General features: G+C 75.7%; 27 protein-coding genes and 2 pseudogenes. 15 read left to right on the top strand and 14 right to left on the bottom strand.

Annotated features, from left to right (window positions below; all coding sequences use genetic code 11):
• Positions 1-23 precede the first annotated feature (23 nt).
• The gene (locus tag OH807_RS04010; RefSeq protein WP_406193942.1) at positions 24-674 is read right to left on the bottom strand and encodes a lysophospholipid acyltransferase family protein; all 651 of its coding nucleotides are present in this window, start codon (positions 672-674) and stop codon (positions 24-26) included.
• A gap of 287 nt (positions 675-961) precedes the next feature.
• Here OH807_RS04010 and OH807_RS04015 point away from each other — a divergent pair, with 287 nt between their 5' ends.
• Positions 962-1,561 (top strand): O-methyltransferase, encoded by a 600-nt coding sequence (locus OH807_RS04015; protein WP_406193944.1) that lies wholly within the window; start codon positions 962-964, stop codon positions 1,559-1,561.
• 1 nt (position 1,562) lies between these two features.
• Here the strand turns inward: OH807_RS04015 and OH807_RS04020 are convergent.
• A pseudogene (locus tag OH807_RS04020) lies at positions 1,563-1,690 on the bottom strand (IS630 family transposase); the annotation flags it as partial.
• Positions 1,691-2,043: 353 nt separating this feature from the next.
• On the opposite strand from OH807_RS04020, the gene OH807_RS04025 reads away from it, so the two are divergent.
• Positions 2,044-3,207, top strand: coding sequence for a diacylglycerol/lipid kinase family protein (locus OH807_RS04025; protein WP_406193946.1), 1,164 nt, complete (start codon positions 2,044-2,046; stop codon positions 3,205-3,207).
• Between the two features lie 181 nt (positions 3,208-3,388).
• Positions 3,389-3,595: a hypothetical protein gene (locus OH807_RS04030; protein ID WP_406193948.1), complete on the top strand. Its 207-nt coding sequence runs from the start codon at positions 3,389-3,391 to the stop codon at positions 3,593-3,595.
• A 105-nt stretch (positions 3,596-3,700) separates the two neighbouring features.
• On the opposite strand, the gene OH807_RS04035 is transcribed toward OH807_RS04030, so the two are convergent.
• Positions 3,701-4,864, bottom strand: coding sequence for a DUF6745 domain-containing protein (locus OH807_RS04035; protein WP_406210680.1), 1,164 nt, complete (start codon positions 4,862-4,864; stop codon positions 3,701-3,703).
• 129 nt (positions 4,865-4,993) lie between these two features.
• On the bottom strand, positions 4,994-5,320 hold the full coding sequence (locus tag OH807_RS04040; RefSeq protein ID WP_406193950.1) for a hypothetical protein: 327 nt from the start codon (positions 5,318-5,320) through the stop codon (positions 4,994-4,996).
• A 154-nt stretch (positions 5,321-5,474) separates the two neighbouring features.
• On the opposite strand from OH807_RS04040, the gene OH807_RS04045 reads away from it, so the two are divergent.
• From OH807_RS04045 to OH807_RS04075, 7 genes are all read left to right on the top strand, one after another.
• Positions 5,475-6,428: an STM4015 family protein gene (locus tag OH807_RS04045; protein WP_406193952.1), complete on the top strand. Its 954-nt coding sequence runs from the start codon at positions 5,475-5,477 to the stop codon at positions 6,426-6,428.
• Positions 6,429-6,525: 97 nt separating this feature from the next.
• Positions 6,526-7,497 (top strand): STM4015 family protein, encoded by a 972-nt coding sequence (locus tag OH807_RS04050; protein ID WP_406193954.1) that lies wholly within the window; start codon positions 6,526-6,528, stop codon positions 7,495-7,497.
• A gap of 16 nt (positions 7,498-7,513) precedes the next feature.
• Positions 7,514-8,746: an STM4014 family protein gene (locus tag OH807_RS04055; protein WP_406193956.1), complete on the top strand. Its 1,233-nt coding sequence runs from the start codon at positions 7,514-7,516 to the stop codon at positions 8,744-8,746.
• A 122-nt stretch (positions 8,747-8,868) separates the two neighbouring features.
• Positions 8,869-9,810: an STM4013/SEN3800 family hydrolase gene (locus OH807_RS04060; RefSeq protein ID WP_406210683.1), complete on the top strand. Its 942-nt coding sequence runs from the start codon at positions 8,869-8,871 to the stop codon at positions 9,808-9,810.
• Entirely contained in the window at positions 9,807-11,141 is a 1,335-nt protein-coding gene (locus OH807_RS04065) for an STM4012 family radical SAM protein (RefSeq protein WP_406193958.1), read from the top strand. Before OH807_RS04060 ends, OH807_RS04065 begins: the two co-directional genes overlap by 4 nt.
• Positions 11,138-12,109, top strand: coding sequence for an STM4011 family radical SAM protein (locus OH807_RS04070; RefSeq protein WP_406193960.1), 972 nt, complete (start codon positions 11,138-11,140; stop codon positions 12,107-12,109). Before OH807_RS04065 ends, OH807_RS04070 begins: the two co-directional genes overlap by 4 nt.
• Before the next feature lie 143 nt (positions 12,110-12,252).
• Positions 12,253-12,633: a VOC family protein gene (locus tag OH807_RS04075; RefSeq protein ID WP_406193962.1), complete on the top strand. Its 381-nt coding sequence runs from the start codon at positions 12,253-12,255 to the stop codon at positions 12,631-12,633.
• 156 nt (positions 12,634-12,789) lie between these two features.
• Here the strand turns inward: OH807_RS04075 and OH807_RS04080 are convergent, their stop codons facing one another.
• Both OH807_RS04080 and OH807_RS04085 read right to left on the bottom strand, forming a co-directional pair.
• A complete protein-coding gene (locus tag OH807_RS04080) occupies positions 12,790-13,551 on the bottom strand; it encodes a CbtA family protein (RefSeq protein ID WP_406193964.1) in 762 nt (253 codons plus the stop codon).
• Positions 13,552-13,571: 20 nt separating this feature from the next.
• A complete protein-coding gene (locus tag OH807_RS04085) occupies positions 13,572-13,787 on the bottom strand; it encodes a CbtB-domain containing protein (RefSeq protein ID WP_406193966.1) in 216 nt (71 codons plus the stop codon).
• Between the two features lie 323 nt (positions 13,788-14,110).
• Here OH807_RS04085 and OH807_RS04090 point away from each other — a divergent pair, with 323 nt between their 5' ends.
• Positions 14,111-14,671 (top strand): histidine phosphatase family protein, encoded by a 561-nt coding sequence (locus OH807_RS04090; RefSeq protein ID WP_406193968.1) that lies wholly within the window; start codon positions 14,111-14,113, stop codon positions 14,669-14,671.
• A gap of 124 nt (positions 14,672-14,795) precedes the next feature.
• Here OH807_RS04090 and OH807_RS04095 read toward each other — a convergent pair whose 3' ends face one another.
• Entirely contained in the window at positions 14,796-15,746 is a 951-nt protein-coding gene (locus tag OH807_RS04095; RefSeq protein ID WP_406193970.1) for a LysR family transcriptional regulator, read from the bottom strand.
• A 185-nt stretch (positions 15,747-15,931) separates the two neighbouring features.
• Between OH807_RS04095 and OH807_RS04100 the strand changes: the two are divergent.
• Positions 15,932-16,480, top strand: a pseudogene (locus tag OH807_RS04100) (RBBP9/YdeN family alpha/beta hydrolase); the annotation flags it as partial.
• A gap of 71 nt (positions 16,481-16,551) precedes the next feature.
• Here OH807_RS04100 and OH807_RS04105 read toward each other — a convergent pair.
• The 3 genes from OH807_RS04105 to OH807_RS04115 all read right to left on the bottom strand — a co-directional run bounded on the left by OH807_RS04105 (position 16,552) and on the right by OH807_RS04115 (position 20,596).
• Complete coding sequence (locus OH807_RS04105) at positions 16,552-18,060, bottom strand: cytosine permease (RefSeq protein ID WP_406193972.1); 1,509 nt, start codon at positions 18,058-18,060, stop codon at positions 16,552-16,554.
• A 359-nt stretch (positions 18,061-18,419) separates the two neighbouring features.
• Positions 18,420-18,770, bottom strand: coding sequence for a hypothetical protein (locus tag OH807_RS04110; RefSeq protein WP_406193974.1), 351 nt, complete (start codon positions 18,768-18,770; stop codon positions 18,420-18,422).
• Between the two features lie 620 nt (positions 18,771-19,390).
• Positions 19,391-20,596: an MFS transporter gene (locus OH807_RS04115; protein WP_406193976.1), complete on the bottom strand. Its 1,206-nt coding sequence runs from the start codon at positions 20,594-20,596 to the stop codon at positions 19,391-19,393.
• Positions 20,597-20,749: 153 nt separating this feature from the next.
• Between OH807_RS04115 and OH807_RS04120 the strand changes: the two genes are divergently transcribed.
• On the top strand, positions 20,750-21,442 hold the full coding sequence (locus tag OH807_RS04120) for a CGNR zinc finger domain-containing protein (protein WP_406193978.1): 693 nt from the start codon (positions 20,750-20,752) through the stop codon (positions 21,440-21,442).
• Between the two features lie 62 nt (positions 21,443-21,504).
• Here the strand turns inward: OH807_RS04120 and OH807_RS04125 are convergent, their stop codons facing one another.
• On the bottom strand, positions 21,505-22,089 hold the full coding sequence (locus tag OH807_RS04125) for a MarR family winged helix-turn-helix transcriptional regulator (protein ID WP_406193980.1): 585 nt from the start codon (positions 22,087-22,089) through the stop codon (positions 21,505-21,507).
• Between the two features lie 139 nt (positions 22,090-22,228).
• Between OH807_RS04125 and OH807_RS04130 the strand changes: the two genes are divergently transcribed.
• Positions 22,229-22,639: an organic hydroperoxide resistance protein gene (locus OH807_RS04130; RefSeq protein WP_406193982.1), complete on the top strand. Its 411-nt coding sequence runs from the start codon at positions 22,229-22,231 to the stop codon at positions 22,637-22,639.
• Positions 22,640-22,802: 163 nt separating this feature from the next.
• Here the strand turns inward: OH807_RS04130 and OH807_RS04135 are convergent, their stop codons facing one another.
• Positions 22,803-23,153: an SHOCT domain-containing protein gene (locus OH807_RS04135; protein ID WP_406193984.1), complete on the bottom strand. Its 351-nt coding sequence runs from the start codon at positions 23,151-23,153 to the stop codon at positions 22,803-22,805.
• A 214-nt stretch (positions 23,154-23,367) separates the two neighbouring features.
• Here OH807_RS04135 and OH807_RS04140 point away from each other — a divergent pair, with 214 nt between their 5' ends.
• Complete coding sequence (locus tag OH807_RS04140; protein WP_406193986.1) at positions 23,368-23,739, top strand: hypothetical protein; 372 nt, start codon at positions 23,368-23,370, stop codon at positions 23,737-23,739.
• 118 nt (positions 23,740-23,857) lie between these two features.
• On the opposite strand, the gene OH807_RS04145 is transcribed toward OH807_RS04140, so the two are convergent.
• Together OH807_RS04145 and OH807_RS04150 are read right to left on the bottom strand one after the other, a co-directional pair.
• Positions 23,858-24,508: a beta-glucanase gene (locus OH807_RS04145; protein ID WP_406193988.1), complete on the bottom strand. Its 651-nt coding sequence runs from the start codon at positions 24,506-24,508 to the stop codon at positions 23,858-23,860.
• A 191-nt stretch (positions 24,509-24,699) separates the two neighbouring features.
• Positions 24,700-25,359 carry a CBS domain-containing protein gene (locus tag OH807_RS04150; RefSeq protein ID WP_406193990.1) on the bottom strand — a complete coding sequence of 220 codons (660 nt, stop codon included), beginning with the start codon at positions 25,357-25,359 and terminating at the stop codon, positions 24,700-24,702.
• Between the last annotated feature and the right edge of the window lie 28 nt (positions 25,360-25,387).

Below are 25,387 nucleotides of genomic sequence, written 5' to 3' on the forward strand. Positions count from 1 at the left end.
CGCGGCCGGCCCGGCCCGGGGCCTCAAGTCCCGGGCCGGGCGCTCCGCGCCGCCGTCTCCCACGCCGCCGTCACCGCACGGTGCGCCAGTGCCGTCGCTGCGGCCGGCTCCCCCGCCAGCCGCAGCGGCGCACCGACGTGGACGTGCAGGGCCGGCCGCCGGGCCGGCGCCGTGGCCAGGCCGGCCAGCTGCTTCAGTACGCCACCCGAGACGACCCGGCGGGCACCGGCCTGGCCGAGCGGGACGACCGGCGCACCGGTGGCCGCCGCGAGCCGGGCCAGACCGCTGCGGAACGCGCCGGGCGGCCGCTCACCGGAGTCACGGCGCCGCGGCAGGCCTCCCTCACCGTAGATCAGCACCAGCCGCCCGGCCGCCAGCGCCTCCGCCGCCCGGTCGAGGGCCTCGGCCGCCCGGGCGGTGCCGCGGTGCACGGGAATGTGACCGCCGCTCCGCAGCGCCCGCCCGAGCACCGGCACCCGCCAGAGCCCGGCCGCCGCGAGCACCACCGGCCGCGTGTCGAGACGTTGCAGGGCCGCCAGCACGATCGCCGGATCGGCGAGCGCCGTGTGGTTGGCCGCGACGATGGACCCGGGCGCGAGGACCGCCCCCGGATCGGCGGTGACGTGCAGGGCGCCGAAGGCGGGCACGAGGACGGCGGCGGTAAGACTGAGCATGGCGGTGGCCCGGCTTCTCGAACGAGCGGCGGAGGCGCGGCAGCCTGCCGCGCTGCCCCCAGTCTTCGCCCCACCGGCCCGCCGCACCTGAGTACCCGTACTCAACCCGGTCCTCGTACCGGTACTCGCCCGCGTACGCACCCCGGCCTCGCCGGACGGCCGACGACCGCTCCTCACCACGGTAGTGCTGTGCCCGGCAACGTTCGCCGGGTCCGGACGGGCGGAAGTCCCTGCGTGCACCTCGGCCGGGCGGTAGCGTCACATTCGCCGTTCGAAGGGGGAGGCCCATGGACATGGCAGAACGTGCCGTTCCGCCACGCGTGGTGGCCGCAGAGAGGATTGCTGCGGAGGCGGCCTTCAAGAAGAGCTGCATTCCTCAAGTGGGCAGGCTGCTCAGCCTGGCCGCGGCTTCGAAGCCCTGTGGGACCATCGCGGAAAGCGGCACCGGCTCGGGAGTCGGAACCGCATGGCTGCACAGCGGCCTCGGTGCCGGGGCGCGCCTGGTCACCGTGGAGCGCGACGAGAATCTGGCCCGTCGGGCGGCCGGTGTCTTCGTGGACGACAAGCGCGTGAGCATCCTCACCGGGGACTGGCGGTTGCTTGAGCAGCACGCCCCCTTCGACGTCTTCTTCTGTGACGGCGGCGGCAAGCGTGACGCCCCCCAGCGGGTTGTCGAACTCCTCGCCCCCGGGGGCCTTCTCATCCTGGATGACTTCACGCCCTCGCCCGACTGGCCGCCTCGCTACGGCGGCGAGGTGGATGAGCTCCGAGTCTTCTACCTCACCCATCCCGCCCTTCACGCCACCGAGATACTCACCACACCGTCCAGCTCAGCGGTTGTCGCGACACGACGTTCCCAGCCGGACGGCTCGCTCGGGGCCGAGTGATTCAGGCAACAAGGGTGGGCCGAGCGCCCGGCGAATTCCTTTCTCGCTGCGGATGCGGGCGCGTTCGCGGCGTCGGGCTTCCAGGACGTCGGGGCGGCGGGCGGCGGCGTTGCGCCGGCGCAGGTGGGCGATTGCCTCCGGCCGCGGCCGGCACCTTCATCGCCTGCCGGTAGCGCACCGCTCCACAGCAGTCGTAGGTGTACGTCCGCCGTATCGGGCTAGGCTCACAGGATGCGACTCGACGTGAGAAGCCGGACGTTGTTCGAGCGGGCGGCAGCGCCCCACCGACCGGACGTGGCGCGGTGGCTGCGCGGACCGGAGCGCGCCGCCGGTCACGGGCTGCTCTGGCTGGGCACCGCCGCCGTGCTCGGCGCGGTCGGCGGCCGGGCCGGGCGGCGGGCCGCACTGCGCGGGGTCGGATCGCTGGCGCTGGCGTCGTCCGCGGCGGGCCTCGCCGCGCGGCTGGCCCCCGGCCCGCCACGGTGCCCCTGCCTGCCCGGCGTTCCGCCGCGGCGGCGGCCTTCGTGGCCGGCGTCGCCGTGGAGACCCCGTGGCTGGGCGCCGCGCTGGCGCCGGTGGCGGCCGCGGTCGGGCTGCCGCGCGCCGCCGGCGGGGCGCGGGCGGCGGGCGCGGTGGTGGCCGGCTTCGCGGTCGGCTCGGCGCTGGCGGCCCTCACCCTGCAGTGGTGGCCGCGGTCGAACGACGAACCGCCGCCCGCCGGGCCGGCTCGCCGGCCGGCGCCGGCGCTGCCCGAGGGCGCGGGCCTGTCGGTGGTGGTCAACAGCGGCTCCGGCAGTGGCGCCCTGCTGCCGGCCGACCCGGAGGAGACCGTGGCCGCGCTGCGCGCCCTGCTCCCCCGCGCCGAGGTACGGCTCTGCGGCCCGGACGACGACCTGCCGGAGCTGCTCACCGAGGCCGCCGACCGGGCGGCGGCGGCCGGCGGCGCGCTCGGGGTCTGCGGCGGCGACGGCAGCGTCAACCTCGCCGCCTCGCTCGCCCACGAACGCAACCTCCCGCTGGCGGTCTTCCCCGGCGGGACGCTCAACCACTTCGCGCTGGACCTCGGCATCGGCTCGTCCGAGGAGACGGCCGGGGCGGTGGCGGCCGGCTCGGCCTGCGGGGTCGATCTCGGTCTGGCCGTGGACGACCACGAGCGGCGGGTCTTCCTGAACACCTTCAGCCTCGGCATCTACCCCGAACTGGTGCGCCTGCGCGAGTCGTTGGAGGGGCGGATCGGCAAGTGGCCGGCCCTGGCGGTGGCCGTCTCCCGGGCGCTCGCCCAGGGCGAGCCGGTCACCGTGACCGTGGGCGGCCGCAGTCGGCGCGTCTGGCTGCTGTTCGCGGGCAACGGCGCGTACGACCCGCCGGGGTTCGCGCCCACCCGCCGGACCGGACTGGCCGACGGACTGCTGGACATCCGGGTGATCGACGGCGGCAGTCCGTTCGCCCGGACCAGGCTCGCGGCCGCCTTCCTCTCAGGCACCCTCGGCCGGTCCCGGGTCTACCACTCCGCCCGCCTGCACGCGCTGGACATCGACTCGCTCGGCACCGCCGACCGCATCTCCGTCGACGGCGAGAGCCTCCCGGCGGCCGGCTCCCTCCGCCTCGCCAAGGCAACCAACGCCCTGACGGTGTACCGGCCGTGACACTCCGCCCGGCCCGCGCCGCGAGGCCGGCGGGCCGGGCCGCGACAGGGCCGTGGGCGGGCTGCGGCCGGGCTGCGGCCGGGCCGACACGCAGCACGGACCATTCGAGTGACAATCCGCCCGGGAGCGCACCTCAGGTCCCTAGTGTGCAGAGCAAGTTGGCCCACGAAGGGATTACTCCATGTACCGCACCGTCCGTACCGTCGCCGTCCTGCTCGCCGCCGCCGGCATCGCCGCCGCGCCGGTCCAGGCTTTCGCCGACGGCCCGACCGTGAACACCACCACGATCACCGTGATCGGCACCGGCAACCAGCTCGCCGGCGGCGACATCTTCAACGTCGGCGGCGACAACGTGGTCGGCTCCTTCAACGGCAGCGCCCCGTCCTGATCCTCCTCCCCACCCGCCCCACGCCACCCGCCGCCCGCGCCGTTCCGGCGCGGGCGGTGCGCTGTGCGGCGCCGGGCCCGCGACCGGCCGCCGCCCGGCAGCCGGTCAGGTCTCGCGCTCCGGGTGGTACTCCGCCTCGGGGACACCGAAGGTCCAGGCGACGCCCGCCCGGGCCGTCCGGATGCTCGGCGGCACGCGCAGCCAGTAGGTGCGGAAGGTGCCGTCGGGCTCGGCGGTGGAGTTGACCACCTCGACCATCACCACCGGCTCGTCGTCCGGCAGTTGGATCCGCCACAGCACACCCGTCCCGTCGCGGTGCAGCGGCTCGGCGCCGGAGTCCGCGAGGTACTGCTCGTAGCCGTAGTGCTCCAGCAGCACGCGGCGCAGCTCGGCGTTCTCCTCGGTGCGGATCCGCTCGACGGTGACGGCGCCGAGGCCGGCCAGGAAGTTGGCCGGGACGGGCATGCCACGCCAGGCGTGCAGGGCAAAGCCGTCGGTGTACTCCAGCGCCGGGCCGTCGGCGCGGTCGAGCCGGCCCGCCTCGTCGCGGTGCAGGGAGACCGGCCGTTCGGAGAGCAGGACCACCCCCTCGTAGGGCCACCACCAGCCGGTACCGCACGCCGCGTCGGCGAGCGCCGCGAGCCCGGCCGGCGGCGCAGGGTGCTCGCCGACGGTGTCGGCACCGCCGGCGGCAGGGGCGTCACCGAGCAGGCCGGCGGCCTCGAAGACGGCGAACCAGGGCGCGTCGTGCTGGCCGCGGACGGCGTCCAGCAGGGCGAGGCGGGCGGTGGTCCGGCGCGCCCGGGCGGCGTCGACCAGGGCCTGCGACTCCTCGTCGGGGTCGGCCTCGGGGGCCAGCCGGTCCAGCACCGCGTCGCGGATCCGCCCGGCCAGCGCGGTGGTCACCGGGCCCAGCTCACCGCCGGTCAGCGCCCAGAGCGGCGCCCAGCCGGCCGCGCCGACCCGCTCGACGGCCGCGCGACGCGCCGCCTCCCACGGCGCCGTCCGGACGGCCTCGCGGACGCTCACCGCGCCGGCGGCCCGCAGCTCCAGGGCGGCTTCGGCGGCCGCCAGGGGCGAGCCGAACCAGCGCACCCGCGCCGGCCCGGCGAGCCCGGCCGCCCCGTAGGCGGCCCGCACCGCCCGCTCGACCCCGGCCCGGTCGGCCGGGCCGGTGGCCGCGGCCCTCGCCCGCCACCGCGCCGTCACCCCGGCCACCACGCCTGTCGCCTCCTGCCCGGCACTCCCTGCCGCCGTCACTGCCGTCACCGCTGTCACTGCCGTCTCCGTCGCCACCGTCGCCACCACCTGCTCCGATCCCGGCCGGGCACCCCGCCCGGCCGCCGAACTCCGCCGTCACCGCCGCCGCCGAGCGTGCACACCCGCGGGGCGGCCCCGTCAGTCCGCGACGACGCGCACCGCGCCCGGCACGTACTCGCGCTGGCGCACCACCCGGTACCAGCCCTTGGGCAGCGGTATCGCGGCATGCTCCTCATGGACCACCCGGCCGCCCTCGGGCAGGTGCAGCCAGGCGGCACCGAACGGCCCGGCCTCCCGGCGCAGCGTGCCGGGGCCGACCACGGCGTGCGCGTGGCCCGTCACCTCGCCGAGCGCCAGCACCAGCCGGCCCCGGGCGTCCCGCGGCTGCGCGGCCAGCGCCGCCACCCGGGGCGGCACCGCGGCCTCCTCGACCGGCACCATCAGCACGTCTCCCTGGCGGTACATCAAACCTCCCTCACCGGACCGACGGACGTCGGCTCCCCATGCCCCGAAACGTAGCGAGGGGGTCCGACAAACCGCCCGGTATGTGCCCCACCCGCCGGATTGTCGGACCCGACTGGTAGACATCTGTTCGGTACCGATCCCGGAGGAGCAGCGCATGACGGTGAACAAGCACATCGAGCAGTTCCACGGCCTCCCCGTCCTGGACTTCGTCCCGGCCGTCGAGGCCGGCACCGCACTGCCCGACGCGGCGTCGGTGGCCTGGAAGGTCGGCGTCGAGTACGACACGCCGCAGCCCTATCTCGAACGGTGGCAGCAGTTCCTCGACACCGTCGACACCGGGCGGGTCACCGCCGTGGTGGTCGGCGAATGGTCGAGCGACGGGCCGGAGAGCTTCGCCGGCCCGCTGGAGGCGCTCCTGGAGGCGGCGCCCCGGCTGCCGGCGCTGCGCGCCCTGTTCGTCGGGGACATCACGTACGAGGAGAACGAGATCTCCTGGATCGAGATGGTCCACTCCACGCCGCTGCTGACGGCGTTCCCGCTGCTGGAGGAGCTGGTGGTGCGCGGCGCCGCGGGCAGCTACTCCGGGGGCGAGGGGATCGGCATCGAGCCGCTGCGGCACGAGCACCTGCGCGCCCTGCGGTTCGAGTCGGGCGGCCTGCCCGTCGAGGTGCTGCGGGCTGTCGCGGCCAGTGAGCTGCCCGCGCTGGAGCGCCTGGAGTTCTGGCTCGGCGTGGAGAACTACGGCGGCAGCTCCACCCTCGCCGACCTGGCGCCGTTCCTCGACGGCTCCCGCTTCCCCGCCCTGCGCCACCTCGGCCTGGCCAACAGCGAGTACCAGGACGAGATCGCCGCGGCCGTCGCACACGCCCCGGTGGTGGCCCGGCTGGAGTCGCTCGACCTGTCGATGGGCGTGCTGACCGACGAGGGCGTCACCGCGCTGCTGGAGGGCCAGCCGCTCACCCACCTGCGGGCACTCGACCTGCACCACCACTATCTGTCCGAGCCGGTGCAGGAGCGACTGCGCAAAGCCCTGCCGGAGGTGGCGATCGACCTCTCCGAGGCCGGCAAGCCGGACGAGCAGTGGCGTTACGTCGCCGTCGCCGAGTAGCCGGCCCGCGCACCACCGCCGCACGACCCGTCGTACCCGCCGTACCGACCGGGCCCACCGACCCACCACCCGACAGCAGAGCGCCGCAGGGGGCACCATGACCGTCAACCACCACTCCGGGGAGTTCCATGGCCTGCCCGTGTTCGACTTCCGCGTCGCCGTCGACACCCATGGCGTCGACGGCGAGGCCGCTGCCCCCACGGACCCCCGGGAGCTGCCCGCCGCGGGCGCGGTCGCCTGGCGGGTCTCGGTCGAGTACGACTCGGGCACCACGTTCGAGGACGTCTGGAAGGCCTTTCTCGACACGGTGGACACGGCCGGGGTACGGGCCGTCGTCCTCGGCGGCTGGTGGGAGCGGGACTACGGGCCGATCGCCGGCACGCTCGCCGCACTCGTCCGTGAGGCGGCGCGGCTCCCCGCCCTGGAGGCGCTCTTCCTGGCCGACGTGACGTCCGAGGAGTGCGAGATCTCCTGGCTGGAGATGTCCGACGTCACCCCGGTGCTGACGGCCTTCCCCCGGCTGACCGAGCTGGTGGTGCGCGGCGGCAACGGCCTCGCGCTCGCCCCGGTCCGGCACGACCGGCTGACGGCCCTGCGGTTCGAGTCGGGCGGCCTCCCGGGCACCGTGGTGCGGGCGGTGGCGGCCTCCGAACTGCCCGCGCTGGAGCGCCTCGTGCTCTGGCTCGGCGTGGACGAGTACGGCGGTGACTCCACCGACGACGACCTGGCACCGTTCCTCGACGGCTCCCGCTTCCCCGCGCTGCGCCACCTCGGCCTGGCCAACAGCGAGTACCAGGACGAGATCGCCGCGGCCGTCGCGCACGCCCCGGTGGTGGCCCGGCTGGAAACCCTCGACCTCTCCATGGGGATGCTCACCGACGAGGGCGCCACCGCGCTGCTGGAGGGCCAGCCGCTCACCCACCTGCGCGCCCTCGACCTGCACCACCACTACCTCTCGGAGCCGATGCAGGAGCGGCTCCGCGAGGCCCTCCCGGGGGTGGCGCTCGACCTCTCCGAGGCCGAGGAAGAGGACGACCCGGAGGACCGCTACGTCGCGGTCGCCGAGTAGCCGAACGGCCGCCCCGGTGCCCACCCCGACCCCCACCCCGACCGCGTCCCGGCCGCCGAGCGCCGCACGGTCGGACACCGTGCCGCCGACCGGACTGCTCACCGTGCTCGGCAATCCCGGCCACCGGCGGGTGACGCTGTTCGCCGCCGCGGCCCGGGCGGCCGGCCTGCCCGAACCGGTCGTGCTGCCCTGGCTCGACGTGCTGCGCGGCACGTTCCGGCTGCCTGCGGGGAGCGTGGTGCGGATCGAGTCGCCCGGCGAGGAGCCGGCGGTGGACGAGCTGCTGCGCGGGCCGGCGCTCGGCTCCTCCTATGCGCCGACCAGGGTGGAGGGCGGCGCGGCCTGGTACGCGGGGGTGACGGCCGCCCTGCGGATGCTGGCCCGGCACCCCGGCGTCCGGCTGCTCGGCGATCCGGAGGAGATCGCGGTGATGTTCGACAAGCGCCGGGCCCACGCGCTGCTGGCGGCCGCCGGGGTGCCGGTGCCGCGGGCACTCGCCGGCCCGCCCGTCACCGGCTGGGACGACCTCCGGGCGCGGCTGCACCCGGCCGGCCTGCGCCGGGTGTTCGTCAAACCCGCGCACGGCTCCTCGGCCTCCGGCGTGGTGGCGCTGGAGTTCGGCCCGCGCGGGCAGGTACTGGCCACCACCTCGGTCGAGCAGGCGGACGGGCAGCTGCACAACTCGCTGCAGGTCCGGCGCTACCGGGACGAGCGGCAGGTGGCCGGGCTGATCGACCGGCTCGCCCCGGACGGCCTGCACGTCGAGCAGTGGATCCCGAAGGCCTCGCAGGCCGGCCGCTCGGCGGACCTCCGGGTGGTGGTGATCGACGGACGGGCCACCCACGTGGTGGTGCGCACCAGCAGTCAGCCGATGACCAATCTGCACCTCGGCGGTTCCCGCGGCAGCCTCGCCCTCGCGCAGGAGGCCGCCGGGGCCGGCTGGCCGGTCCTGCTCGACACGGCGGAGCGGGCGGCCGCGTGCTTCCCGCACGCGCCGATGGTCGGTGTCGACGTGCTGCCCACCGCGGGCTGGCGCCGGGCGCTGGTCGGCGAGGTGAACGCCTTCGGCGACCTGCTGCCCCGGCTCACCGGCCTGCCCGGCGGCCCGGCCGAGGGCCTCGACACCTACGCGGCCCAGCTCGCCGCCCTCCACCGGCACCCCGCGCCCGGGGCCGGCCCCCGGCACCGGGGCGACCGCGCCCACCCCTCAGCGCCCACCCACGACGCACGTACGGAACCGAGCCGATGAGCCACCAGCAGCCCGAACCCACCACGAGCTCCACAGCTGCCGCCCCGACCGAGCCGGCCACGCCTGCCGCGTCTGTCGCGGCGGCGGCGCCTGTCGCAGCGGCCGAGGCGGCGACGCCCGACATGAACGCCGTCGTGGGCAGCCACGACCTGCTCCTCGTCACGCTGGACACCCTGCGCTTCGACGTGGCCGAGGAGCTGGCCGCGGCCGGGCGGATCCCGCACCTCGCTGCCCATCTCCCCGGCGGCCGCTGGGAGCGCCGGCACTCCCCCGGCAGCTTCACCTACGCCTCGCACCAGGCGATCCTGGCCGGCTTCCTGCCGACCCCGGCCTCGCCGACCGGTCCGCACCCGCGCCTGTTCGCCGCCCGGTTCGCCGGCTCGGAGACCACCGCCCCGCGGACCTGGGTGTTCGACACCGCCGACCTCCCGCGCGCGCTCGCCGGGGCCGGGTACCGGACGGTCTGCATCGGCGGCGTCGGCTTCTTCAACCGGCAGGGCCCGCTCGGCTCGGTGCTGCCCGGCCTGTTCCAGGAGAGCCACTGGGCACCCGAGATGGGCGTCCCCTCCCCGGTCTCCTTCGAGGCCCAGGTGGCGCGTGCCGAGCAGGTGGCCGCCGAGCAGCCGGCCGGGCAGCCGCTCTTCCTGTTCGTCAACGTCTCCGCGCTGCACCAGCCGAACTGGTTCCACCTGCCCGGTGCCACCCGCGAGCACGGGGACTCCCGGGAGAGTCACGCGGCCGCGCTGGAGTACGTGGACGCCCACATCGGCCGGCTCTTCGCGGCGATGAGCAGCCGCCGGCCGTGCTTCGCGATCGTCTGCTCCGACCACGGCACCGCCTACGGCGAGGACGGCTACACCGGCCACCGGATCGGCCACGAGGTGGTCTGGACGGTCCCGTACGCACACTTCACCCTCCCCGCCGCAGCCGCCCCGTCCTCCGCAGCCGCAGACGCCCCGTCCTCCGCAGCCGCCGGCGCAGACGCAGGCCGGCCCGAGGGAACCGACCCAACCACCGCCACCGCCACCGCCACCGCCACCGCCACCGCCGAGGAGACCGCATGACCACGGCACCCGTCCGGGCGGCCGAGTCGCCGTACCAGTCGTACGTGTACGCCTACCCGCACAAGACCGCGTACCGGCCGCTGCCGGAGCGCCCGGCGCTGCGTGAGCTGTGGGCCGGCGAGCCGCAGCACGCGCTCTCGCTCTACCTGCACATACCGTTCTGCGAAGTCCGCTGCGGCTTCTGCAACCTCTTCACCCGGATCGGCAGCCCGGAGGGCCTGACCACCGCCTACCTGGACGCGCTCGACCGGCAGGCCGGCGCCGTCCGCGAGGCGCTGGACGGCGACGCCCGGTTCGCGCTGGCCGCGTTCGGCGGCGGCACGCCGACCTTCCTGACGGCCGGCGAGCTGGAGCGGCTCTGCGACATCGCCGAGCGGCGGACGGGCGCCGACCTGCGGGCGATCCCGCTCTCGGTGGAGGCCTCACCGTCCACCGCCACCGCCGACCGGCTGGAGGTGCTGGCCGCCCGCGGCACCACCCGGCTGAGCCTGGGCGTGCAGTCCTTCGTCGACGCGGAGGCCCGCTCGGCCGTCCGCCCGCAGAAGCGCGCCGAGGTCGAGGCCGCGCTCGGCCGGATCCGCGCCGCCGGCTTCCCCGTCCTGAACATCGACCTGATCTACGGCATCGACGGCCAGACCGCGGAGAGCTGGCTGCACTCCCTCGACGCGGCGCTGGCCTGGGAGCCCGAGGAGCTCTACCTCTACCCGCTCTACGTCCGGCCGCTGACCGGCCTCGCCCGGCGCGGCGAGCAGGAGAGCCGGGCCGCGTGGGACACCCGCCGGCTGGCCCTCTACCGCGCCGGGCGGGACCACCTGCTCGCGCACGGCTACCAGCAGGTGTCGATGCGGATGTTCCGCCGCGCCGCCTCCGCGCAGGCCGGCAGCGGCGAGTACGCCTGCCAGACCGACGGCATGGTGGGCCTCGGCTGCGGCGCCCGCTCCTACACCTCGGCGCTGCACTACTCCTTCGACTACGCGGTGAACGCCACCGAGGTCCGCGGGATCATCGACGACTACGTGGCCACCGAGGACTTCGGGCACGCCGTGGTGGGCCGCCGCACCACGCCCGAGGAGGCCCGCCGGCGGCACCTCGTCCAGTCGCTGCTGCAGGCCGAGGGCCTGCCGGTGGCCGAGTACCGGGCCCGGTTCGGCTCGACGCCCACCGAGGACTTCCCCGCGGAGCTGGCCGCGTTCGAGGCCCGGGGCTGGCTGGCGGACGACCCGCTGCGGCTGGTGCTCTCGCCCGAGGGGCTGGCCCACTCCGACCTCGCCGGCCCGATGCTGTTCTCGCCGGAGGTCCACCGGCTGATGGCCGAATACGAGGTGAAATGACCTTCCTCGGCATGCCCGCGCCCCGCCCTGCCCCTTCAGCTGCCCCTTCACCTCCCACTGCCCCCGCCCCCGCCCCGGCGCCTGTTCCTGTCCCCGGCGCCGCAGCGGACGGCGGGCGGGACCTCACGCTGCTCTACCGGGGCCCGCTGGCCTCCTGCGACTACGACTGCCCGTACTGCCCGTTCGCCAAGCGCCGCGACACCCCCGAGCAGCTGCGGGCCGACCGCGCCGCGCTGGACCGGTTCACCGGCTGGGCCGCGGGGCGGGCCGGCACCGGTGACACGCTGTCCGTGCTGTTCACGCCCTGGGGCGAGGGGCTGGTGCGGTCCTGGTACCGGCGGGCGCTGGTCTCCCTGAGCCGGCTGCCGCACGTCCGGCGGGTGGCGATCCAGACCAACCTCAGCTGCCGCACCGACTGGCTGGCCGAGGCCGACCTCGGCACGCTGGCGCTCTGGGTGACGTACCACCCCGGCCAGGTCGACCGGGAGCGCTTCCTCGCCAAGTGCCGGGAGCTGGACCGGCTCGGCGTCCGGTACAGCGTGGGCGTGGTGGGGCAGCCCGAGCACCTCGCCGAGGCCCGCCGGCTGCGCGCGGAGCTCTCCCCCGGCGTCTACCTGTGGATCAACGCCGCCGAGGGCCGCACCTACACCGACGCGGAGGCCGCCGACTGGCAGGCCGTCGACCCGCACTTCGGCTACAGCCGGCACGCCCACCTCAGCGCCGGCCGCCCCTGCCGCACCGGCGAGTCCGTCCTCTCGGTCGACGGCGACGGCACCGTCCGCCGCTGCCACTTCGTCCGCGACGTGCTCGGCAACCTCTACGACGGCTCGTACCGCGCCCGGCTCGGCCCGCGCGGCTGCCCGCTGCCGGTCTGCGACTGCCACATCGGCTACGTGCACCTGGAGTCGCTGCCGCTCTACGAGCTGTTCGCCGGTGGCGTGCTGGAGCGGGTGCCGCACGGCTGGTGACACGGCCGGTGACACCGCCGCTGACACCGCTGGTGGCAACGCGCCGTGCCCGGGCCGGGGAGGTCGGGCCCGGCGCGGCGCGGGCCGCCCCGGCCCGGTGGGCAGGCCGCGGCCGAGGTCCCTAGCCTGGTGAGTAGGAGGCGATGGACATGCTTGGAGACGCACCCCTGGTTGCCATCATCCCGGCCGCCGATCTGGCCCGCGCACGGAGCTTCTACACCGACACCCTCGGCCTGAAGCTCACCGAGGAGGGCGCGCACGACATCACGTTCGAATGCGGCGGCACGGAGTTGGGCATCTACGAGACCCCGAGCGGCGGGCAGGCCGCCCACACCCTGGCCAGCTTCAAGGTCACCGACCTCGACGGTGAGATGACCGCGCTGCGCGCCCGCGGCATCACGTTCGAGGAGTACGACTTCCCCGGCCTGAAGACGGTCAACGGCGTCGCGGAGGAGGCGGGCATGCGTGCCGCCTGGTTCAAGGACAGCGAGGGGAACATCCTCTGCCTGAACGAACGCAGCTGAACGAGCACGGTTGAACGACCCCGCCCGAAGAACCTTGCCCGACCCCGCCCGACCGCGCGGTCCGCGAACGGGTCCGCGGACGGGCCGCGAACGGGTGCGGGCACGCCGTCACGAGGACGACGTGCCCGCAGGGCCCCCGGCCGGTGCCGGGACGGATCAGGCGGCCGGGGCCGGCTGCTCCGTGGCCCGCACCGCGCGGGCCACCGGGTTGATCAGGCGCTCGGCGAAGTGGCCGAAGACCAGTCCGAAGGACGCCCAGAGGGTGAGCTGGATGGCCAGGGAGGCCACCCGGAACTGCCACAGCACGGTGGCCGGGAAGTCCTCCGGCGTCTCGCTGACCGCCGGCAGGGCCGCGTAGGCCACCCCGACGGCGACGACGAACGCCAGGCCGGCGGCCAGCGTGGCGTTCCAGTTGCCCAGCCGCGGTGCCAGTCGCCGGCCGAGGATGGTGGCCGCCACCGCCAGCAGGATGCTGAGCGCGACCATCAGGAAGAACAACGCCGTCCGGGTGTTGATCGTCTCCGCGTCGTTGGCGGCCGGCGGGTTGGCCGGGTACTTCAGGAACGGCACCAGGCCGATGGCGGTGAAGGCCGCACCGGACAGCAGCAGGGCGGTCGCCCGGGGGCCGAACCGCCCGATCCGGCCGAGCGCGAAGGCGTACACGAGGGCGGCGATGCCGCCCAGCGCCACCGCGGTGACGAGCACCCCGGTGGCCAGGCCGGCCGTGGACTGGAGGGCCCGGCTGACGAGTTCCTCCTCGCCCCCCATGCCGTGGGCGGCCAGGTGGCCGTCCTCGTACGCGATGGCCGAGTCGATGGGACCCTCGCCGAGCAGGTAGGCGACGGCGAGGGCGGGGAGTCCTGCCAGCAGGCCGGCGAGCATGCCGCGGCCGAGCAGGGATCCGACGGAGATGTTCACGGTGTTCGACTCCCGGGGTGTCAGTGGCAGGGGAAGCCGAGCAGGTGACGGCCGTCGTGGACCCATTCGTGGACGTCCTCGCCGGAGAACACCGAGAAGGCGCCCTGTTCGGCGCCCACGAAGTAGAGCAGGACGAGCATCAGGACGCCGACGAACAGCGCCCAGGGGGCGAGCGCCTTGAGTGAGATGGGGGTGACGGCCGGAGTGACGGCGGCGGGGGCAATGGGGTGAGCCATGACCAGACCTCCTTGGGGAACACGCGTCCCGTTCGATGGAGCAGAGGACGACAGTGGCGGGTCTGACTCCCCGCCGGCCCACCCCTCGGGGGGTGTGGGACCGCCGGGCTCACAGTGGCGCGACCGTACCGGAGTTTCACCGGAATTCCGTCACACCGTCGTCTTTAACGGCCAGACGGTAGCGTGTGCCGCCGGGCCGGGCCAAGGGGCCGGAGCCAACCGTGACCTCGGCGATTCCCGGCGCGTGCCCGGCCGGCACAGGGTCCGCACACGGACCGCCCGCCCGCACGCGGCCCGAACAGGAACCACGGAGGAGCACGGGAATGACGATACGGGTGATGCTTGTCTCACCGGCGCTGACCGACGACGGCAGGCAGGCGCGCTTCGGTGCGGACGCGCCCCTCGACGACGCCGCCGTGCGCCGCACCCGCGCAGCGGCCGCCGCCCTGCCCCGGGCCGACCTCGTCGTCGCCGGACCCTCCGCACGGTGTGCCGGCACGGCCGCCGCACTGGGCCTCGGCCCGGCCGGCGCCGCCGGGCCCGCCGACTGCGACTGGGGCCGCTGGCACGGCCGCCGCCTGGAGGACCTCGCCGCCGCCGACCCGCAGGAGCTCGCCGCCTGGCTCTCCGACCCCGACGCCACGCCCCACGGCGGTGAGTCCCTCACCGCCTTCGGTGCGCGGGTCGGCGCCTGGCTGGACGGGCTGGGCGCCTCCGGGCGGGTCCTGGCCGTCGTCGAGCCCGCGGTGGTCCGCGCCGCCGTGGTCCACGCCCTCGCCCTGCCCGCGCAGGCGTTCTGGCGCATCGACGTGCCGCCGCTCACCCTGACCGAGCTCAGCGGCCGCGCCGCCCGCTGGAACCTGCGCTGCGGGCAACCGCTCTGACGAGACCTCACCCCGCCCCTCAGGGCCCGCAGGCCCGGCACACGACCCACCCGGCTCGCGCCGCCGGGCACCGTCACGGACCGGCCGTCGTCACGGACCCGCCGTCGTCACGGACCGGCCGTCGTCACGGACCGGCCGGGGTGGGCCCGGCGGCCTCGGCGGCGGCCGTCCGGAGCGCGTCGAGGACGGCGGCCTGGGCCGGATCCGCGCCGGAGCCGGCCCGGACCGCGGCGAAGACGTGCCGCACCGGGGGCGGGCCGGCCGGGCGCCGCAGCACCAGCCCGGGGCGGTGCAACGGCTGGACGAGTCGCGGCACGAGCGCGACGCCGAGCCCCGACTCGACCAGCGCGGCGAGCGCCGTCCAGTCGTCGACGGCGTGGCGGATGTCCGGGGTGAAGCCGTTGGCCGCACAGACCGAGCGGGTGACGGCACCGCAGCAGCTGCCGGCGTCGCCGACGATCCAGGCGTCGGCGGCGAGGTCCTGGAGGGGGATCCGGTCCCGGCCCGCCCGCGGGTGGTCCGCCGGGAGGGCGATGTCCAGGACGTCGGCCAGCAGGGCGGTGCGCGAGTAGCGCGGGTCCGTCCGGGGCGGGGCCGCGGCGAAGTCGACCGCGACGGCGACGTCGATCTCCCGGGCGTCGAGGAGGGTGAACACGTCCGGGGCGCCGGCCTCGACCACCCGGAGGCCGAGGTCCGGGTGGTGCGCGGCGAGGGCCCGCACGGCGCCCGGCAGCAGCCCGTTGACGGCACTGGAGAACGCGCCGACGGTGACGGCCCCGCGCCGGCCCTCCTCCCAGGCGGCCAGGTCCACCCGGGCCCGCTCCCACTGCGCGGCCATCAGGTCGGCGTGCTCCAGCAGGATCCGGGCCTGCCCGGTCAGCCGGACGCCCCGGCCGTGCTTCTCCAGCAGCGGCACCCCCACCTCCCTTGCCAGTGCCGCGAGTTGCTGCGAGACCGCCGACGGTGTCAGGTGCAGCGCGTCGGCGGTCCGGGCCAGGCTGCCGCGGCGGGCCAGCTCCCGCAGGACACCCAGCCGGCGCAGGTCGACGGTGAAGGAATTGCTAACCGGTTCCATCCGGAGAGATTAACTGGACCGCTGTGATCGGCCGGCCGCAGAATCGTTCCCGGGCCGGGCGCCGGGAGCGGTCCTCGGCACCCCGTCGCACCTCCGCACTGCACGGGACCACGACCCGTACTCCCCGGTGCCCCCCGTACTCCCCCTCGGCCTCCCGCACCCTCTCCCCCGGACGGCGAACGACGATGACCGGCAGCACGCGCGCACAGGGCTTCCTGATCCTGCACGGATGGCAGAACCACCGCCCCGCCGGCCACTGGCAGACCTGGCTCGCCGGCCGGCTCGCCGGGCTCGGCCACCGGGCCGACCACCCGCAGCTCCCCGACCCCGACCACCCCGACCTGGACCAGTGGCTGGCCGAGCTGCGCACCCGCCTCGATGGCCTGCCCGCCGGTCGGCGCACCGTCGTCTGCCACAGCCTCGCCTGCGCGCTCTGGCTGCACGCCGAGGCCCGCGGCACCGTGGCCGTCCCGGTCGACCGGGTGCTGCTCGTCGCCCCGCCGTCGCCGGGCTTCCTGCGGCAGCACACCGAGGTCGCCGCGTTCGCGCCCCCGCCGCCGCCGCCGGCCGGCGGTGGGCTCCGGGCCGCGGCCCGCGCCACCCGGATCGTCGGCAGTGACGACGATCCGTGCTGCCCGGAGGGCGCTGCCGCCGCGTACGGCGAGCCGTACGGCCTCCCGGTCGACGTGGTGGCCGGCGGGGCGCATCTCAACCCGGACGCCGGGTACGGGCCGTGGCCGTCGCTGCTGGAGTGGTGTCTCGATCCCGTCGGCGACCGGCCCGTCCGGGGCCGGGACGCCGGCCCTCAGCCGTCGAGTCTGGCGGCCTGCTCCCGCCCGGCCGCGGCAGCCGAACCGGTCACCGCACCGGTCGCCGCACCGGTCACCGGGGACGGCGCCCGGCCGGCCCGGCCCCGCGCGGACCGCGACAGCAGGACGTAGACCACCGCCGCGAGCGCGCCCGAGAGGACGAAGCTGAGGTCGATGCCGCCGGTCAGCGGCAGCAGCGGCCCCCGGTACACCGGCGTGTCCACCGCACAGAGGCCGATCGCGCTGCCGGCGGCCCAGGCGACGGTGGCCGGCGCGTTCCAGCCCGAGCGGTACCAGTAGATGCCGCCCCGGGTACCGCGGTTGTAGACCTGGAGGGACTGCCGGTCGTAGTCGCCGCGGAACCGCCGGTGGCCGATCAGGGTGATCACCGCCCACGGGGTGCCGATCGCGGTCAGCACCAGGACGAAGGAGGTCACCGCGGACTGCGCGCTCCAGACGAAGTGACCGAGGAAGACCAGCACGGTGGCCAGCGCCGCCACCACGTAGGTGGCCTGGAGGCGGGTGGCGCGCGGCAGGATGGCATCGAGGTCCAGGCCCATGCTGTAGAGCATCAGGCCGGTGTTGCCCGCGCTGCCGAGCAGGCCGTTGAGCAGCAGCGGCAGCAGGATCCACATCGGGGCACCGGCGATCAGGCTGCCGACGTAGTCGTCGCCCGCGCCGGTGGCGACGGCGGTGAAGGCGCCGAACAGCTGCGGGACCAGCAGGCCCACGAACAGGCCGACGGCCGTGGAGCGGAGCACCCGGCTGCTGCTGTGCCGGGCCGGGGAGACGTAGCGGGTGTAGTCGCCGAGCAGGGTGATGAAGGCGATCGGCCCGCTCAGCCCGGCCGCGACGACCGCCAGCAGCCAGGTCTGCCAGAAGCCGCCGAGCAGGTAGTCGCCGTGCGCGGAGCCGTCGAAGTGCGGCGCGAAGGCGAACAGGCCGGCCAGCAGCAGGGCGCCCATGGCCCACATCAGGACGCGTTCCAGCTTCAGCAGCAGCCGGTAGCCGAAGACGGCCGCCGTGGCGCTGAGCGCGGCCAGCACGCTGTACGTCACCACGTAGGAGGCCCCGCCGGTGGGCAGGCCGAGCATCCGGTTGAGCGCGCCGACCACCACGTCACCGCCGACCCAGAGCGAGAGCGCCGTGTAGCCGAGCGAGAGCAGCAGCCCGATCACCGAGCCGAGCAGCCGCCCCCGGACGCCGAAGAAGGCGCCGGAGCTGGTGGACAGGTTGGTGGCGGTGCGCAGCGACACCAGGGCCAGCGGCGCGGTGAGGACGATGCCGAGCGTGGTGCCGAGGACGAGCGCGCTGGCGGAGGCCCAGAAGGAGAGGCCGAAGGAGACCGGGAGCCAGCCGAAGACCACGACGCCGAAGGCCAGGTTCGATCCGACCAGGATGGAGAGCACGTCACGCGGGGTGCTGGTGCGCTCGGCCTCGGGGATGGTGTCGACGCCGTGCTGCTCGATCAGCGAGTGGCCGGCGGCGGACGGGGTGTGGGACATGTGCATCGTCTTCCTGGTGCCCGCAGCGGCGGAACGGGGAGGGGATCGCCGCTGGCTGCTGCGGTGGCCGGGCCCGGGCCGCGACCGCGCAACTCGTCCATGGTTCGCGGCGCGGACCGTCGGGGACACCGTCCGATCCTCCACAGCGCGGGGCCGGACAGCGGGGCCGGCCTGTCCGGTAGTACGGCCGGGGCCGGTCCGCGTACTCCGCGTGCCCGGTCGGCTGCACGGGGCTGCCGGGCGTCCGGGGTCCGCGATCCGGGATCCGGGATCCGGGATCCGGCGGGCACCGCGGCCGGGCGGGAGTCGGGGTCGCGGTCAGGCGGGGGCCGGGCGGCCCGCGCGCTTGTAGCTGCGCATCAGCAGGGCGGTGTCGACGACGGTGTCCCCGGCGGCCCCGAGGGCTCGGGCGGTGAATGCCTCCAGCTCGTCCAGCGTGCGGTGGTCTCCCCGACGCTCAGTTCGCGGGCCGGCCGGGTCATCGACATCCTGGCGTCGGCCTCCGGCAGGGAGACGAGTCGCTCGTCCAGCTCGTCGACGCTCACCGGTTCGGGCAGTGGCCGGCCTTCGGCGACGGCGCGGCGCAGCTCGGTGGGTTCGTCGTCGAAGGGGGCCCCGTCGTTGACGGTGAGCAAAAGCTGCAGGGCGACCTGGGAGTGCACGCCGGTGACGCCGTCGAGCCCGGCGATCGGGCCGTCGAGACGACGCACTGCCCGGCATCGGCCACGCCTGCGGGCACAACGTGAACGGCTCGGCCTCGGTCGCGGCGGTGCTGGCCCTCGCCGAGGTCGCCGACGAGATCGGCGTCACCGTCAAGCTGCTCGGCACCGCGGCCGAGGAGTACGGCGGCGGAAAGGTCGACATGATCCGCGGCGGCGCCTTCGACGACGTCGCGGCGGCGATGATGGTCCACGCCGCGCGGCAGGACGGAGTGGGCATGACGTCGCTGGCGATCAGCAGCTGGGAGGTCTCGTACGCCGGGCAGCCCGCGCACGCGGCCGCGATGCCGCACCGCGGGGTCAACGGACTTCACCCGCTACGGCACCAGCTCCGGCGCCGACCGTGCCGTGCTCGACGGCGGCCTCGCGATGGCCTGGACGGCGATCGCCCTCGCCACCGGGGAGGGCCACCGGGCAGCCCTCCTCGACCGGCTGGCCCGCCGGACGCCGGAGGCGGAGCGCGTCTGACGCCACCGCGACGGCTGCCCGGCCGGCCCCGACCCGCCCGCCCGCCCGCCCGCCCGCCCGCCCGGGAGCACGGGAGCACGGGAGCACGGGTCGGGGCACGGCGCGCGGAGCCCGCCGGGCAGGGCATCGGCGGCGGTCTCCGCTCAGCGGGCCGCCGGGGTGGGCGCGGCCGGCTCGGGCCGGTCGGCCGTCACGGCGACCTGCCCGCCCGCCCGCAGCAGGTGCCGCAGCAGGGCGAGCACCGCGGCGACGGCCACCAGCGTGCAGACGCCGGCCCAGCCGAGCGAGCGGTAGGCGCGGACGCCCAGCCAGGAGCCGACGCTGCCGCCGAGGAAGGCGCAGGTCATGTAGGCCGTGTTGAGCCGGCTGCGGGCCTCCGGCCGGAGTACGAAGATCCGTGCCTGGTTGGCCACCTGGCCGGCCTGCATGGCGATGTCGAGCAGCAGCAGCCCCGCGGCCAGCGCCACCAGGCCCAGTGCCCCGCGGGCCAGCCCGCCCAGCAGGACGACCGCGGACAGCACGGCACCGAGGAGGCAGACCAGGCTGACCGGTTCCGGCCCGGAGCGGTCCACCCGGCGGCCCGCGACCGGTGTGCAGAACATGCTGCCGGCGCCCACCAGGGCGATCAGCCCGACCACCGGCGCGCCCATCCCGTACGCCGGGCCGGTGACGAACAGGGCGACGCTCGTCCAGGCCGCACTGAAGCCGGCGAAGACGGTGGCCTGGTAGAAGCAGGAGCGCCGCAGCTCGGGCTCGGAGCGCAGCAGCCTGAGCGACTCGGCCAGCAGCGCCGGATACCGCTGCCGCGACGGCGGGGTGGTCACCGGCACCTTGGCGGCCAGCACCAGCGCGAGCACCAGCACCACGCCCGCGGCCACCAGGTACGGCGCTCGCCAGCCCAGCCAGGCGCCGACCGTGCCGCTGAAGGTGCGGGCGAGCAGGATGCCGCCGATCAGGCCGCTGAGCAGGGTGCCCGTGACGGCGCCGCGTCGGTCCGGGGCGGTCAGGCCGACGGCCATCGGGATGACGATCTGCGGCACGACGGTGGTGGCGCCGGTCGCCGCGCTCGCGGCGACCAGCACCGCGAGGGACGGGGCCGCGCCGGCGATCAGCAGTCCGCCGCAGGTGAGGACGAGCAGGGTGACCAGCAGCGGCCGGTGCGGCACCCGGTCGCCCAGTGGGACCAGCAGGAATATCCCTGCGGCGTAGCCGAGTTGGGCGGCCGTGGCCACCAGCGCGGCGGAGCCGGGCGAGATCGCCAGATCGGCGGCGACAAGCGGGCTGATGGCCTGCGGGAAGTAGACGTCGGCCACCGCGACGCCGCAGGCGACGGCCAGGAGCAGGATCACCCCGCGCCCCAGGGAGGCGGGCGGCGCTGCGGGCGGGGGCGGTGGCGGAGCTTTCGGACCGGGGTACGGGGGCACGTGACACCTCATCGGAACCGGTTCAAGTGGTTCCGCGACCGTACCAGTCAAACCGGTTCCGGAGGTAGGGTGACCGGCATGGCCGCCATCACCGACACCGACCGCTTTCGGCAGGGATCCGGCCGGCTCTGCCTGGACTTCCTCCGCACCCTGCGCCACCGCGGCCGGCCGGACGCCGCCGAGGAGCTCACCGACCCCGCCGCCCTGGCCGCCTGGGTCCGGCAGTTCGCCCCCCGCCCGGGCCGCCCCGACCGGCCGGCGGCCGCACCCGGCCCGGCGGAGGTGGCGGCGGCGCGCGACCTGCGGGAGGCGGTCCACCGGCTGATCGGGACCGCCCGGGGCGCGAGCGGCCCGGACGGTCCCGACGGCGCGCGCGGCGCGAACGGAACGTGCGGCACGGAGCGCGGGCACGGCGGGGGGAACGGGCACCACACCGACGCCCTGGCCGGCTTCGACCGGACCGACGCGGACCGGATCAACCGGGCGGCCGCGCACCCCGCGCCGACGCCGGAGCTGGACCCGGCCGGGCACCTCACCTGGCACGCCGACGACCCGGTCGCGGCCACCCTCGCCCTGGTCGCCCGCGACGCCCTCGACCTCGCCACCTCGGCCGCCGCCACCCGCGTCCGCGAGTGCGCGGGCCCCGACTGCTGCGCACTCTTCCTCGACAACTCCCGCCCCGGCACCCGGCGCTGGTGCTCGATGGACATCTGCGGCAACCGCGCCAAGAAGGCCGCCCTGCGCGGCAGGGCGGCCACCGCCGGCGCCTGAGCAGGCACCCGCGGAGGAGCGACCGACGGGCGGCGGCCGGCTCGGGCCGGCGCCGCCGTGGATCAGCCCTCGGCGCCCCTGGCGCCCGCCAGGTCCTCCGGGCCCTCCAGGTCCTCCGGGTCCGCCAGGTCCTCCGCGAGGACGGCCGAGTCCAGGGCGCCGGTCACCCGGTCGAGCAGCGAGCGCAGGGCCGCGAGGTCCTCGACCGGGAGGCTGGTGGCGGCCAGCAGCCGGCGCGGCACCCGGCCCGCCCGGTCCCGCAGGGCCAGCCCGGCACCGGTGAGGCCGACGGTGACGGACCGCTCGTCCGCGGGGCTGCGCTCGCGGCGCACCAGCCCGGCCGCCTCCAGCCGCTTGAGCAGCGGGGAGAGCGTGCCGGAGTCCAGCCGCAGGTGCTCGCCGATCCGCTTCACGGGCAGGTCCCCGTGCTCCCAGAGCACCAGCATGACCAGGTACTGCGGGTACGTGAGACCGAGATCCTTGAGCAGCACCCGGTAGACGCCCCCGAAGGCCCGGGAGGCAGCGTTGAGCGAGAAGCAGATCTGCTGGTCGAGGCGGAGCAGGTCCTCGTCGCGCAGCAGGTCGTCGTCACGCAGCTGGTCGTGGTCGGTCGACTCGACGCGGGCGGTCTCGGGGAGCTTGGCCATGCACCCATGGTACCGACCACCCTTCGCGCCATTCAGTTGTGCGCAATTGAATTGCGTGCTCTACTTGTACCGGAAGGCGGCCCCACCGGGCCACCGAGAACAGAAGCACGACCGACGCAGGACGGAAGGGATCGGACCCATGGACGCGATCTACACCGCAGTGGCCACCGCGAACGGCCGGGAGGGCCGCGCCGTCAGCTCCGACGGCCGACTGGACCTCGCCCTGGCGATGCCCGTCCCGCTGGGCGGCAACGGCGAGGGCACCAACCCCGAGCAGCTGTTCGCGGCCGGCTACGCGGCCTGCTTCGCGAGCGCCCTCGGCCTGGTCGGCCGCCAGGCGCGGGTCGACACCAGCGAGGTCTCCGTCACCGCCGAGGTGTCGATCGGCAAGGACGGCGCGGGCTTCGGCCTCGCGGTGGTCCTGCGCGTCGAGCTGCCCGAGGCGCTGGCCGGGGAGAGCGGCGAGCTGCTGGTCAAGCAGGCGCACGAGGTCTGCCCGTACTCCCGGGCCACCCGCGGGAACATCCCGGTCGAGCTCGTCGTCGAGTAGTCGAGCAGGCGAGCAGGCGACCGGCCGCGCGCCGGACGGTCGGGCAGCAGGGCCGGCCGCACCCGGTACGCACCGCAGGGCCCGCCGCACACCCGTGCGGCGGGCCCTGCGCCCGTCCGTGCCGCACCCGTTCCGGCTCGCCCGCCCGTTCCGCGCGCCGGGGTCAGCCGCTCCCGCCGCTGCCCGGGCCGGCGCCCGCACCGTTCGCGGCCCGCAGCGTCTCCAGGCGGTGGCGGTACTCCTCCGCGTCGATCTCCCCGCGCGCGAACCGCTCGGCGAGCAGCTGCTCGGGCGTCGGCGACGCCGCCCGCCCCGGCGGCACCGCGGCCGTCCCGCCCGCGCCCCAGGCGCCCGGCGGCACCGGACGCGGCGTCCGCGCGAGATGGCGGACCAGCGCGACGACGGCCAGCACCAGCACCGCCAGGACCAGCAGCCCCAGGATCACCATCAGCCCCAGGCCCCAGCCGCCCACCTGGTGGCCGTGGCCGTACCCGTGCCCGTCCCAGTGCCTCATCACGACCTCCTGCTCCGGGCCCGGTCCTCGGCCCCCGGATCCGGTGACCGCCGGGATCCGGTGACAGCCGGGGCGACGTCATCGTCGAGGCGACCGGTGCCCCACCTACCATCGTGCGCCCGGAAACGACCGGGCGGACGCCGAGCCTGCCGGAGAATGTCCGGAAGAGCGCTCGCAGCACGCCCGGCGGCCCCACCGGAGTAGCGTTCGGGCCATGAACCACCACCTGCCGGCCGAGGAGCGCGAGCGGCTCGTCACGGCCGGGGTGCTGCGCCACTACGAGGACCCGCACCCGCACCCGGCCCTCGGCCGCTCACCGATCAGCTACGTCTCGACCGCGCTCTGGCGCGAACTCACCGCCCTCGCCATCGCGCCGTCCGCGGCCACCGCGACGGCGTGCGCGCTGCTGCGCGGCATCGCCGAGGACGCCGTCGACGCCGCCCTCGCACCCGGCAACGAGCGGGCCCCGCGGGACGACCTGTACGTGACGCAGCCGGCGTTCATCGGCCCGTACCGCCGGGTGGTCTGGTTCCAGCGCTCCGGCCCGCACGGCCCGATCACCGCGACCTTCCCACCGGACGCCTGACCCGCCGAACGACCGGACCACCGGACCGCCGGACGCCTGACCCGCCGAACGACCGGACCAGGGGCACCGGGGCGCCGGACCGCCGGCGCCCCGCACCGCCGGTCCGCGGCGCCCGCCGTCAGCGCTCCACGCGCAGGGTGTGGCAGACCCAGCTCAGCCGGTCCGGCCCGGTCGGCGCCGGCCGGTCGTGGTACGTGCCGTCCGCCACCGACATGTTGACGATCAGGTACGCGTGCCAGTCCGGCCCGACCCCGCGCCGGTCCGCGTGCACCAGCGTGTCGCCGACGAACCAGTCGACCGAGAACGCGCCGAGCACCGCCTTCAACTCGAAGGTCGCGCCGGGGGCTATCCCGAGCGCGGCACCGTGCCAGTAGCGGAACCCGCCGCGGACGTGGTTGGAGAACTCCAGCAGGTCCGGGTGGTCGGGGTGGTACTCGAAGACGTCGACCTCGTTGCCGCCGTCCCGCCACGTCCAGATGGCCGGCCAGGCTCCCGGCTCGACGGGGAGGGTCACCCGCGCGCTCAGCACGTCGCCGGTGCGCAGCTGGAAGCCCTCGGGGCTCCCCTCCGTGGTCAGCAGGCTGCACGTCCAGAGGTCCCCGCCGCGCCGCCGCGTGGCGGCGAAGACCCCGCCGGGGCAGTAGGCGCGGCTGAGGAAGTCGAGTTTGTGGTCGCCCCGGTTGGTCGGCCCCATCCGGGGATAGGCGCTGCTGCGCCCCGCCGTCCACTGCCTGGTCGAAGTGAAATCCGCGTCGAAAACGACTGCCACGGCCGCCTCCCCGGTGCCCCTGTGCCGCCGCGGCCCGACGCCGCATGCGCACACAGAGTGACTTACCCGCCACGCTGCGCAGTATGCGAAGCGGACCCTCCGGATCCGAGCACGAACGGACCGCACCGGGCCCGAGGCGGAACGGCCGTCCCGCCTGCCTGCCTGCCCGGCCGGGCAGGCAGGCCGCGGACTCAGCCGACCTGGACGGGCGCCGCCCCGGTACTGCCGAGCCGGTCGGTGACCGAGACCACGCCGTCCACCGACCGGCACAGGTTCAGCACGATCGGGATCAGGTGCGGCTCGGGCACGCTCCCGCTGAGCACCACCCGGCCCTGGTCCACCTCGACCCCGACCTCGGCGGGGCTGACGCCCTCCACCCGGCCGAGCACCTCCTCGACGATCTCCCGGCGGATCACCCCGTCCCCGCGCAGGAAGACCCGCAGCAGGTCGCCCCGGCTGACCATGCCGAACACCCGGCCCTCCTCGTCCAGCACCGGCAGCCGCTTCACCCCGTGCCGGCTCATCTGCCGCGCGGCCGCGACCACGCTGGTGCCGGGTGTGGTGCAGACCGCCGGACCGGTCATCAGGTCGGCGGCGGTGACGGCGCCGCCCGGACCGGTGCGGGCCAGGTCGGGGGCGGGCAGCAGGCTGCCCTGGTCCTCCTGGGCCGCCAGGGTGAGCAGGAGGTCCGCCTCCGAGACGATGCCGAGCGGCCGCCCGTCGGCGTCCACCACCGGGACACCGGTGATGTCGTACTCGGCCAGCAGCGCGACGATCTCCCGGAATCCGGTCTCGGGCGCGACCCGGACCACCGGGCTGGTCATCACTGATTCGACGTTGGCATGCCGCACGCCGGTTCACCTCGTCCGCGAGCGATGT

This window comes from Kitasatospora sp. NBC_01560, from assembly GCF_045208415.1.
Classification (GTDB): Bacteria; Actinomycetota; Actinomycetes; order Streptomycetales; family Streptomycetaceae; genus Kitasatospora.